The following is a 12,394-nucleotide window of genomic DNA, read 5'->3' as shown; positions in this document are numbered from 1 at the left end:
GAGCTACCCGATGACTTCACAACCTCTTTTTAAATGGTATTCATCAACCATTACAATAGTTCACCAAATTTTTTAATATAGAATTTTTTGACCATTGTCACTAATGTCAAGTAAGCTAAAATCGTTACGACTAACCAAGTCCAGTAAGTTCCTGGTAACGGCATCAAACCTAGTTCTGCACCAAAGCCTGTAAATGGCAGAATCGAACCTACAACGATTCCTAATGTCGTAATCGTAAACATCGCAAATGTCGCATTGCTTTGAATAAATGGAATCTTTGGTGTCCGTAGTGCGTGTAGGACTAATGTTTGTGACCATAATGATTCAACGAACCAACCTGCATGGAACAACGCAATAAATACGATCTTTTGTTGTGCATCTAATGTATGGAAATCTCCACCTACAACTGCTGGACAAATGATAAAGTACATCAATAAGTAGGTAGTGATATCAAAAATCGAACTCGTAGGTCCAAAATACACCATAAATTTCCCAATGCTTGATGCTTCCCATTTTTTAGGCTCATGTAAATATTCTTTATCCATTTTATCCCATGGAAGTGAGATACAAGACACATCGTAAATCAAATTCAAAAAGAGAATTTGCAGTGGCAACATTGGTAAGAATGGTAAGAATGTGCTGGCAACTAAGACAGAGAACATATTCCCAAAGTTTGAACTTGCAGTTGCCTTGATGTATTTCATGATGTTCCCAAATGTTTCTCGACCAGATAAAAGACCTCTTTCTAAAATCGTTAAATCTTTTTCTAGTAAGATCACATCGGCTGATTCTTTTGCGATATCTACTGCTGTATCAACCGAAATACCGATATCCGCTACTTTCATTGCCGGTGCATCATTGATACCATCACCTAAAAAGCCCACGGTATGGCCATTTTGACGTAAAGCAGTCGTTAAACGAGCCTTTTGTTGAGGATTCAATTTAACAAATACTTCATGATTTTCAGCAACTTGTGCTAATTCGCGATCATCCATTTCTGAAATCTTTTCGCCAGTGATCAATTCATTAATTTCCAGACCCACTTGACGACAAACCGAACGAGTGACTAATTCATTATCACCAGTTAAGACTTTGACTGCAACACCATGATCTTTCAATGCTTTTAGTGCTTGTTTCGTCGTTTCTTTTGGAGGATCAAGGAAAGCAAGGTATCCAATCAATACCATATCTGATTCATCTTTCACTGAAAATTCGCCAACTACGCTTGGGTTTGTTTTTTGGGCCACTCCGATTACACGTAGACCATCTTCATTTAAATCTCTCACTTTTGCAAGAACTGATTCTCTTTTTTCATTGGTTAATGGACTAACGATCCCATCAATATCGATGTAATTAGAGATACTCAACATCTCTTCGATCGCACCTTTGGTAATCATTTGTGTTTTACCTGCGGTGTCCTCTACAACGACACTCATCCGACGACGTTCAAAGTCAAATGGAATTTCATCCACTTTGCGGTAATTGATTTTATCGGTTGCTAACGTTTGTTTGGCTTCATCAATAATTGCTACATCCAACAGATTTTTTAATCCTGTTTGATAGTAACTATTTAAATACGCATGGCGTAAAACACGATCATCTTCTTTACCAGAACAATCCATGTGGTATTCTAAAATGATTTTATCTTGAGTCAATGTCCCAGTTTTATCCGTACATAACACGTCGATCGCACCAAAGTTTTGGATCGCATTCAAATTTTTGATGACCGTTCCTTTTTTCGCCATCACGCTAGCACCTTTAACTAAGTTCGTAGTAACAATCATTGGTAACATTTCAGGTGTAAGACCGACTGCTACAGATAAACCGAATAGAAAAGCTTCCAGCCAATCCCCTTTAGTCAACCCATTGATAACGATAACTGTTGGTGCCATTAAAGCCATGAATTTGATTAATAACATGGATGTTTTATGAATACCAATTTCAAAGCTTGATTTGATCGGTTTTTCAGAGAGCGTTTGAGCCACATGTCCAAATAATGTTTCATTACCAACAGATACAATAATACCTTCAGCACTCCCGCTGATAACGTTACTTCCCATAAAAGCCAAATTTTCATAACTAGTTTCACTCAAAGTCTCATCATCGTAAACAATCGCTTGCTTTTCGACAGGGTAACTTTCACCAGTTAAGGCAGCTTGTGAAATAAATAAATCTTTGGCTGACAACAGACGCATATCTGCAGGAATCATATCACCTGCTGATAATCGAACAAGGTCTCCACAAACGATTTCTTCCATTGGAATCTCAGTATAATCACCGTTACGTTTAACTGCTGCGGTTACTTTTACCAATGATTTTAATTTTTCTGCGGCTTGGTTAGAGCGAACAGATTGAACCAACGTCATCGTTCCACTGACGATGACCATCGTAAAGATGATAATTACTCCAAATAAATCTTTATCCCCAGGAGCGGCTAACACGTATTCTGTGATAAATGAAATCACTCCGAGTGCAATCAATACCAAGGTGAATGGTGTAATATAAGCTTTTAAAGCTTCTACAATAAAGGGTGTTTTCTTCCCATAAGAGATTGAATTTTCACCATATTTTTCTCTTGATTCTTCAATTTGTTCGTCTTTCATTCCTTGATCAGTCGAATGAAAGAAGTTCAATAATTCTTGTTTTGTCTTTCCTGCAAATGCAGCATACATTTTTTGTGTATCTCTCTTTTTTTCCATCTCATTTTTCTCCTTAGACCCAGTAAATATAAGCAATACTTATTTAAGCTGGGTTATTTTTAGTTAGTTGAGTAATGGAGAAAATGCTGTATTTAAAGGGGCTGAAAACAGATAGATAATAGCCTCAGCCAGCAATTTCTCTCGCATTATTTTCTTCGCAGGACTGTCATCCATTTGTTCTCATCTCCTTTAACTTGATAGAATTGTTCTTGTTTCTCTTTCGTTTTAAAAGCATCAACTTCCCAACGAAACCACCTCCATTTTTTGTTTGTTAGGATTGTTTCAACACAAAAAGACCTTTCATCAAAAATTCAGCGAAAGGTCGAAAAAGCACATAAAAAAAAGCTTCTTTGATCTCATCGTTGAGTTTTGACACTGTACAACGTAAAAAGCAATTCCTTGCTTTTAGCTACCTTATGAAAAGCCTTGTCTCGACAATTCCTGTTCTACCCATTGGCGTCTCTCGACGTTTTTGGGCAGTAGCCTGTGTTTGTATAGGAGCCTCACCTAACAAATCCTATTTAGTTTTCCTTCGTAAATATAACAACTTATGCACCGATTGTCAAACTTATTTTTTGCTTTTTCCAAACATTTATGGTAAATAAATTGTTTTTGATTGATGGGGTTAGAAAATTCTTATTGAATTTAATAGCCCGCATGTTGATCAGCTTTTTCACTTTGATTGTGGGTTTACTCAGACACCAGTATAATAAAGGTATAACAAAAAAAGGGGTGTATCAGATGGAACGTACATTGGTCATTATCAAACCGGATGGTGTCAGACGTCATTTAATTGGGCGGATCATCCAACGATTTGAAGAAAAAGGATTAGCAATTACTGAAATGAAGTTTGCAACAATGACAAAAGAACTCGCACAAGAGCATTATCATCACTTAAGTGGTCGGAGCTTTTTCGATGAATTGATTGATTATATGACCTCGGGACCAGTAGTCTATCTTGTTTTAGCTGGAGAGGATGTCATCGATATCGTCCGTAAGATGGTCGGTGCAACTAAAGCTGTAGATGCTGTTCCTGGAACGATTCGTGGAGATTATGCCTTACCTGGAACTGAAAATATCATTCATGCATCTGATTCAAGAGATGCTGCAACCAATGAAATCAATCGTTTTTTCCCATTATTCGATACAAAAAAGCAAAAATCTGAGATCGTTCATCCTGAATGACCAAACAGATTTGCTCTTACTGATAGTTGAGTGAAAGAGCAGAAAAGTACCTGACAGTTCGTTTAGTCAATGATTGTTGCAAGGTCTTTTCTACTCTTATTCACTTGTCTTACTTATTCTTGTTCTATCTTGGCAATCTGTTCAAACAGCATCATTTTTTTCTCTTCTTCTTTTATCACTTCCAAGAGTTTCTCTTCAAGACGTTTGCGCTCTTTCTTGCCTAGGGTATATTCGATGACCGTAAAAAAAGTATTCAACTCTTTTGAAAGTGGTTCACCTAAGGCTTGTGCAATTAGCTTTCTGTAGTATTCTGTCATCAAACTTTCATAAATGATTGTTGATTTTTCTTTGTGTGCCAAACTGCGAGACATATCGAGGTTGATACTACGCGCTTTTTTGAAACGTTTTTTATCGATATAATAAAGCGTGAGATTCATTAAAAATGTAAATAAATAGTCTTCATTCAAAGAATCGGTCATTTGTCGCATTCTTTTTTTGATTTTCAAGTAATGATTGTCTAGAAATGAATCACTGAAAATATAGGGGTACTTGGAAAGAATATCTAACTCAAAATGACCATATTCCCTGATTTTCATAAAGTATTCTTCAATCGTACGACACTCATATCCTAGAAATTCTAATTGCAACTCCATTTTTCCATTCGTCTGCCAAAACATCTGTAGGTTTAACATTAAATAGTATAAATCAGCTGTTTTTTTATATTGCTTTCGGTTGTTGGCAATTTCCTTATAAGGATCAAAGTTCTCTTCTTGGATTTTATTTAAAAGATGCCGACTTTTCTTCGTTTTTTTGGGTTCTTCAAGCTGATTACGTAACCATTCATATTCGGCCAAAGAAATATTTAAGCGTTCCAAGAAGGCTTTTAGTGTACAAAAAGAGATCTTCTTTACGGTATGATTTTCGATTCCTACTAGAGATGTTTTAGAACAGATTCCCTTTGCTAACTGTGTTTGTGTCAACTTTCGATTCACTCGAAGTTGCTTGATTAATTCTCCATCATACATAATTGATCGTTACCAAAACCAATAACTGAGTGAGTGCCATGTACGAAACAGTTGATCTTTCATCCTTCTTGTAACACTTCTACAACACGTATCACATGACCGTTTGTATGATAAGAAATGTTTAGCCAAAGTGTTGAAAAATAAATTAGCTGCTTGGATCTGTGCTTCTATATGTACATGTTCGTTCATTGCCAGTTGTTGTTTTGATTAAACGTTTCCCCTCCTTGTTGTTTCTGATTTTTATTCTTCGGTCAACCTATAGCTGACAAGTTTATCCTGTTTTCCTTTTCTATTTTTATTTGATTCAACTGAATTCAGCCATCATTTTTTACACCTATCCAAATTTCCTCGGATTTTTCACTTCCAAAAGAATCGCTGTAAAAAATTTGTTTCCTTCACTAATTACATACGCTAAAATAAAAAAGTTTACGAATTATATAAAAAAAACTTCCAAAAAAGTGAAAACAAATCGACTTTTTTGGAAGTTTTATCAACTATTCATTTAATTATTCTCATCTGTTTCTGCAGGGTAAAGGTTAGTCGTTGTTTTATTTCCATTTTTAGAATAAACACTCGTGGACTTGCTTCCTTTTTGTTTTTCAATGGTTTCATTTTTCTCTGCATCATTTTTATAATCATACTTTTTAGGATCAATCGTTTTAAAGTTATCTGGTACATAGAAACGTAATAGATTCTCTTGATTCAACTTATCAGATAAACTTAAAGCCGTTTTGACTTGATTCTGATCTTTTTCCACTTCTTTTTGGATACCAGCTTTTTTAGGATCAATGATTTCCCCTGTTTGGTTATCATAAGTTTTTCCATCTAAAACGGTATATTTAGGTGTCACAAAATTACCATTTCTAAAGGCAACCAACTGATCATGCTGTGGTGAAAGCAAATCTGTACCAAAATGGATATAGTCTTTATCATTGATTCCTACTAAGTGTAACAGGGTAGGTAACACATCAATTTCGCCACCATATTCATGATTGATCTCACCTTTTTTATAACCTGGAATGTGGAACATCAATGGCACTCGCTGCATTTGAGCATTATCAAAATCATCCCAAGTAGCAGGGTCTTTTCCTAAGGCTTTCGCCAAGTCTTTATTATCCGTATTGGATATTCCAAAATGATCTCCGTAGATGACAAACATCGAATTTTGATAGATACCGGATTTTTTCAAATACGTAAAGAATTGTTCCAACGATTGATCTAAATAATGAGCTGTCCGGACGTAATCATCTACTCTGCTATTGCCAGTCTTCAATGATGGGAAATTAAAATGTTTATCGTCTGTATAGTATGGCGTATGATTGGTTACCGAAAGAAACTTAGTATAGAACGGTTGTTGTAAATGTTCCAAATATTTAGCTGATTCTCTGAATAAGTCCTTATCTAAAATACCATATCCCAACGTTTCATCTGAACTATTGAAATAAGAACGATCAAAGAAGTTGTCATAGCCTAAATTTTTATACACATGATCTCGGTTCCAGAAGCTCCCGACATTCCCATGGAAAACCGCGCTCGTATAGCCTTGCTGTTGCGCCAAGATTGCTGGAGCAGCTTGGAACGTGTTATCTGAACCTAGCTCGGTAAACAAAGAACCTTGTGGTAAACCAAAAGTTCCCGTCTCTAACATATTTTCTGCATCACTTGTTTTTCCTTGTCCAACTTCATGGAAGAAATTGTCAAAGCTGATCGTTGATTGATTCTTATAGATACTATTTAAGAATGGCGTTACTTCTTGACCATCTACCTTCATATTGATTAGAAATTGTTGGAAGCTTTCTAAATGCAGGACAATGATGTTTTTCCCTTTAGCCACGCCAAATGTTGCTGGATTAGGAGCAGCATAATGATTTTCGGTGTATTTTCTCACTTCTTCCACACCATTACTACTTGCATGCGCACGAACACTACTTGTCATCCCTGTTTTGATAGCATCGTAAATAGTATAGGCATCGATTCCCAAATATTTGACGATGTAAGAACGGTCAAACGTCCGTTGCAACAATTGGGGACGATTTGCTTCACTAAGCGCTAAATTTCCTGAAAAAATCAACGCTGACAGACAAGTGACTGCGATCGCCACTGGTTTAGAGACTGCAGGACTTTTTACTGGTATTTTTTTAACAAACATCCAGATGATGAGTCCTACAAATACTAATATATCCAACCAATACAAAATGTCATGAGGTCTCATTAATGCAAAGGAACTTCCTGATAAACCTTGTGAAACTTTAGAAAAGCCTAGAATAGACTTTACGGTCACGAAATCTGTAAATTCTCGATAAAAAATAATATTCAAATAAAGCAAAAGCGTATTTAAAATATCAATGATTAAAAGAACAATCAATGCGGGTTTCAATTTTTTTATATATAATGCTAAACCAAAAAACAACAATGTCGTTGCAATTGGATTAATCCACAGAATAAAGTATTGGATGCTGCCTTCAACGCCCAATGAAAAATCAACGTAATAGGCAAAGATCGTTTTCAGCCAAAAGAAAAAACTAGCTGTCAAAACAATCAGCAAACGATTTTGGCACAATTTTTTCAAATGTGTCACAAGTATCACTTCTCTCTTTTATTTTTTTTTATTCTGCTCCTAAAAAATGAAAATTTCCTAAAAAAAGGGTTATTTTAAGATTTTTTTTAGAAATGAAGGGAGCAATTATGGATATCTATGCCAAAAAAAAGAACCCCTCAGACTAAATATGTCCATCCTGAGGAGTTTTTGTTATCTGTTTTTGTTTTGGTCAACCTGAACTACAATAGTTCTAGTTATCGAATGAAGCAAGAACAATCAGTCAAAGATTCAGCAGAAAACAGTAACTTAGTAAAAACAAATGAACTTCCATCATTTCAAACGAATGACTATCATGCACCTTTCAGTACTTGAGCTGGAAAAGACGTGTTGCCCCATCTATTTCACAGTTTTCGTACTCTTACTAAAATACTCGTGTTACTTTGCCTTCTGTTGCTGACTTGCTTTGCTGTTTTTTGTGCTATTTTTAGTTGTACGACTCGATTGCGTCTTGGACTTACTTTGGGTCGTACTTTGAATTGTTTCCGAACGTTCAGAAGAACTTTCCTGAGTCGTATCAGAATTTTCTTTGACTTCTTTATTCATTTTTATCCAATCTTTCAGACGGGTACTAACAACCTCACGATTCACCTTATCTGAATAGCTGGTTATTACTTTTCCGTTCTTTAATCGAGCTAGTTTTTCTCCGTCATTGGTTAAAAGTAAGACGGTCAAATGTTTATCGTTGAATTGATATTGTCTTAACGAAATAGCACTTAAGACATCATCAATATTGATAAACTGATTACTTTCCTTGTCTTTTGGCAAATAAAGCTCTAATTCTCCCTTATCATAGTTGGCTACTATCTTGTAATCCTTCCACCAATAAGTAGAAAATTCTTTTTTAAATTTATCTACTGATTCTTTACTTGCAATGATTTTTTCTGTTTCTAGTTGAGCGATATCTGCTGTCATTTTTCCTGAAACTGCGGCTGATAAAAAAAGCAGTAAGAAAAAAACAACTAACCAAAAGAGAAGAAAAGGACGTTTTTTTCTCATACCTTTCTCCACTCCCATTCAAATTTGCCTATTCCATTATATACAAAAAATGAAGAGTAAAGACAAAAAAGTAAAAAAAGATATTAAATAACGAAAATTTTTTTATAAATAACCCATACTGATGGATCGTTTTATAAAAAAGGTTGTAACTAAATTTATAGTAAAGCAAATTTAGAACGTTTCTAAGATCATACTTTCACCAAAAAAACGTTATAAGTACATTGAAAATAACCTGAAACTTACAACACTTGAGACTGTTAATCATTTACAACAATTACCTTTTGGATTAGTTTTGATAAACAATTTTGTTAATTGCATGCTTCGATTTATTTACCTTCGTTTTGGCTTGCTCTTTTCTTGAATAGACTTGAATAGACAGATTTCACTAATTTCTGTCCCCCTTGTTTACTTGATTACCCGAAAGTTATGATTCACTTCAGCATGAATTTGTTGATGTTTTCTTAAATAATCAGCAATCAGTTCAGTCATATCGATTTGGATTTCACGAATGATTTTATCGGCAGAAAACATGTGATAATTCCCACCACCAACCGCTCTGTACTGATTCATGACTACTTCCAGCTCTTCCTCAGGATGGATCGGTTTGCCTGCTCTGGCTAATTTAGTGATCCTTTGCCCTACTGGTTGACGTAAATCGATCTCATAATCAATGCCCTCATACATGTCATAATTATAATACTGTGGTTTAGGTTCAATGAACGCAGGATTAAATACGATCTCGCCTGATTCTATTGCCAAGAAGTTTGCTGTTTGTTCTAAGGCATCTCTTAGATCCTGCCCTATAATTTTAAGAACTGCTAAAGTATTAGGATAAATATAATTGGTAATAATTTCTCTCATTGTAATAGTTTCATTGAATCCTTGACCTTCATTGTTGAACAGAGCCGTTCCAGAAATCGATACTCCGCTGGCAGCCATTTGCACCCGATTAATAAACTCAATATAAGGATGTTCCACGATTCGTGCTTGCATCGGATCAGTGATTTTCATGTCTCCTTGTACCTCTCCCACTGGTTGATCAAGCCATGTTTGCAATTCATTTTCTGTTTTTTGAACAAGTGAAAGAATGTCTTCATCTGCCTCGTCAGTTACTAAGGAAATCAGTTCTGCTTTTCCGTCCGAAACACGATAGCCATTAACTGTTCTTTCCAAGGATAATTCGATTTTACCTAAAAATTCGCCACGATAGCCCGGTTGGATAATCGGCACACCATTTACCTTCGCAGCAATCACTCGATGTTGGTGCCCAGTAATCAACGCATCCATCCCAGTTACTTCTTGGAGTAGTTGGAAGCCTTCATTTTCGCCAGTCAATGCTTCGGTGGGTTCGCCAGTCTCTAAATCTTTCTCGAATCCACCATGATAAGCTACAACCACTACATCTGCTAATTCTCTAAGTTTAGGTACATATTGTTTTGCTGCTTCAACTGCAGAAACAAATTGTAGGTCTTTAATTGTTTCAGGTTGTTCCCAATGAGGAATATATTGCGTGGTCAACCCTAAAATTGCCACTTTGATCCCTTGTTTTTCAATCATCACATAGGGCTGTCCAAAATAAGGATCGCCTTTGCTCGTTAAAATATTAGCAGATAAGACAGGATGATGATAACTAGCGATAGCTTGTTCTAAGTAAGATAAGCCATAATTAAATTCATGATTTCCTAATATACTAGCATCCACATCCATTTCATTTAAGACATTTGTTAATTCTGAGACGTGGTGATCTTGTTGTTTTGCTAAGTAGTAACTAAAAGGTGACCCCTGAATGAAGTCACCGTTATCAATGACATAAAGAGGGTCTGGGCTAGTTTCTCTGATTTGTTTGATCCTACTGGCAATTTTTGCATAGCCATAAGGTTGTTCTTGATCCGTCGCATAGTTCGTTGGATAGATATACCCATGGACGTCACTAGTTGCTAACAATGTTATTTTCATACTTGTCTCCCATTTCATGAGACTGAACCAAAACTTGCCTCAGTCTCTTTTAGTCTCTCTAAAAACGAATAAACGGTGTTCAAACATCAGCTCCTTGAAATAAGCCTGAATTTTTCAAAACATGAGAAGCTGTTTCAAAAAATTCTTTCTTATTGTCATCAGAGCTAACCGATGTTTTCACGACCTCTGATTTACGGTGTTCAAAGAGCTGACCTTGGGCGATAAGTCAAAAAATCTCAAAACATGGAAAGCTGTTTCGAGATTTTCTTCCTTAATGCTCCTGCGATTACTCGTCGCAGTTTTTACTTGGTGAGCGCTCAGGTCAAGACACTCTTTTCACGACCGCTTGCTAAACGGCGTTCAAGAAGCAATTCCTCAACAATAAGCGATGATTTTCTAAAATATGAGGAACTATTTTAAAAAATCCTCTCTTATCCGCTCGGAGCTAAACGCTTCTCTCACAGCCTCTTGTTCACAGCGAGACAAAAGCAGCATCTTCGAAAAATAAGCCGAAATTGACCCAAAATTTGAGAAGAAAATTTCGGAAACTCCTTCTTATTTCTTGATGTTAAACACTTTTGTCACAACCGCCTAAAGCAAACAAGCTAACGTTCTTAACGTTCTTTCGTTCGATTGTTTATTGATTCCAAGCATCTTCCAATTGAGGAACGGAATCTTTTATCAGTTTCTTCGTATCTTGATTCGTATTCGATAAAATGTTTTCCATGATCGAACGTACCTCATTATAAGCAGGATCTGCGTTTTCAATCACAGGGATCGAGAATAGATCAGAAGTAGCTGCTTCTAAATATTGTGGTACTTTTGTTTCTGTAGAATTCTTGTATTCATCACTTTCAAGAACCGATTCAACGATTGGCATATAACCAGTCATATTTGCCCAATACAGTTGGTTTTCCGGTTGCGCTAAAAATTTCATATATTCAAAAGCAGCTGTGCGTTTTTCAGCACTGGCACTACTGAACATATAGATATCCGTTCCTTGTTGCAAATTGATTTTTTCAGGACGTGGCGCAACGCCATACTCAAATTTTCCTTCAGTATCTTTTTTCACATAACCTTCTCCAGCAATCGAGCCAACAAACATTGCCACTTGTTCATTTGCAAAAGGACCTGACAAGTACTTATCCGATCCAGCAATTCGGAAATAACCATCTTTGACGCCCTCAGCATAGTAATCGATCACTTTTTGTGATTCTTTCCCATCTAAAGCTAAGTCTTTGTCAAAATCAACACCTTGATTTTTCATACCGATCGCATAGTAGTTATTCAATGAATCAAACCCAGCACCCACCACTTGCCCATCTGATTTTTCATAGATCGTTTTTGAAGCTTCTTTTAATTCTGCTAGTGTCGTCGGCACTTCAACGTTATATTGTTTTAATAGATCTGCATTGTAGAAAAGCATTTCCGTTGATTTGTTAAAAGGGATACCATATTGCTTGTCATCAATTTTAGCACCTTCTAATAATGAATCACGGATTTCTTCCTGATCCTTCCAGCCAATCGTATCATTTTCGATATAAGGGTTTAAATCAACCAACATCTCATCTTGAGCGGCATTCCATAGCCATCCTGGATAAGCTTGAGTGATTGTCGGCAGATCCTTAGGTGAAGGTAATGTCGAATTGATTTTTGCTTGAAGATCCGAATATTGCGATTGATTTTGCAACTCTACCTTGATATTAGGATTTTCTTTCATGAAGTCATCTGTAAGTTTAGTTAATGCTTCTTCTTGCGCACCATTCATCGCATGCCAGAAGTTGATCGTTGTCTTTTCATTGATTTCTGTTACGATATCCTCACTTGAACTATCTACCTTTTCATTCTTTCCACAAGCACTTAACGCAAATACTGCTGCTGCAGCCACAAACACAGAAGCCCATTTTTTCATTTTCATCTTCTTTTTACTCTCC

The 12,394-nt window shown here is 36.1% G+C and carries 8 protein-coding genes and 1 riboswitch; of the genes, 2 read left to right on the top strand and 6 right to left on the bottom strand.

What is annotated here, in order from left to right:
- Positions 1-50 precede the first annotated feature (50 nt).
- On the bottom strand, positions 51-2,699 hold the full coding sequence (gene mgtA, locus IGJ27_RS02865; RefSeq protein ID WP_010738332.1) for a magnesium-translocating P-type ATPase: 2,649 nt from the start codon (positions 2,697-2,699) through the stop codon (positions 51-53).
- A gap of 347 nt (positions 2,700-3,046) precedes the next feature.
- Positions 3,047-3,221, bottom strand: a riboswitch (M-box (ykoK) riboswitch).
- A 219-nt stretch (positions 3,222-3,440) separates the two neighbouring features.
- Here mgtA and ndk point away from each other — a divergent pair.
- Positions 3,441-3,884, top strand: coding sequence for a nucleoside-diphosphate kinase (gene ndk / locus IGJ27_RS02860; protein WP_010719910.1), 444 nt, complete (start codon positions 3,441-3,443; stop codon positions 3,882-3,884).
- A 113-nt stretch (positions 3,885-3,997) separates the two neighbouring features.
- On the opposite strand, the gene IGJ27_RS02855 is transcribed toward ndk, so the two are convergent.
- Both IGJ27_RS02855 and IGJ27_RS02850 read right to left on the bottom strand, forming a co-directional pair.
- Complete coding sequence (locus IGJ27_RS02855; RefSeq protein ID WP_010738334.1) at positions 3,998-4,909, bottom strand: helix-turn-helix domain-containing protein; 912 nt, start codon at positions 4,907-4,909, stop codon at positions 3,998-4,000.
- 502 nt (positions 4,910-5,411) lie between these two features.
- Positions 5,412-7,487: an LTA synthase family protein gene (locus IGJ27_RS02850; RefSeq protein ID WP_088744981.1), complete on the bottom strand. Its 2,076-nt coding sequence runs from the start codon at positions 7,485-7,487 to the stop codon at positions 5,412-5,414.
- A gap of 117 nt (positions 7,488-7,604) precedes the next feature.
- Between IGJ27_RS02850 and IGJ27_RS02845 the strand changes: the two genes are divergently transcribed.
- Entirely contained in the window at positions 7,605-7,820 is a 216-nt protein-coding gene (locus IGJ27_RS02845) for a hypothetical protein (protein WP_178306138.1), read from the top strand.
- Between the two features lie 63 nt (positions 7,821-7,883).
- Here IGJ27_RS02845 and IGJ27_RS02840 read toward each other — a convergent pair whose 3' ends face one another.
- From IGJ27_RS02840 to IGJ27_RS02830, 3 genes are all read right to left on the bottom strand, one after another.
- On the bottom strand, positions 7,884-8,504 hold the full coding sequence (locus tag IGJ27_RS02840; protein ID WP_178306139.1) for a hypothetical protein: 621 nt from the start codon (positions 8,502-8,504) through the stop codon (positions 7,884-7,886).
- A gap of 405 nt (positions 8,505-8,909) precedes the next feature.
- Positions 8,910-10,460: a bifunctional metallophosphatase/5'-nucleotidase gene (locus IGJ27_RS02835; protein ID WP_178306140.1), complete on the bottom strand. Its 1,551-nt coding sequence runs from the start codon at positions 10,458-10,460 to the stop codon at positions 8,910-8,912.
- 637 nt (positions 10,461-11,097) lie between these two features.
- Complete coding sequence (locus IGJ27_RS02830) at positions 11,098-12,378, bottom strand: extracellular solute-binding protein (RefSeq protein WP_063626665.1); 1,281 nt, start codon at positions 12,376-12,378, stop codon at positions 11,098-11,100.
- Positions 12,379-12,394 lie beyond the last annotated feature (16 nt).

It is taken from the genome of Enterococcus sp. DIV1726a (assembly GCF_051710985.1).
GTDB lineage: Bacteria > Bacillota > Bacilli > Lactobacillales > Enterococcaceae > Enterococcus_B > Enterococcus_B hirae.
Note: the sequence above shows the minus strand (reverse complement) of the source record. Positions and strands in the feature narration are given on the sequence as shown.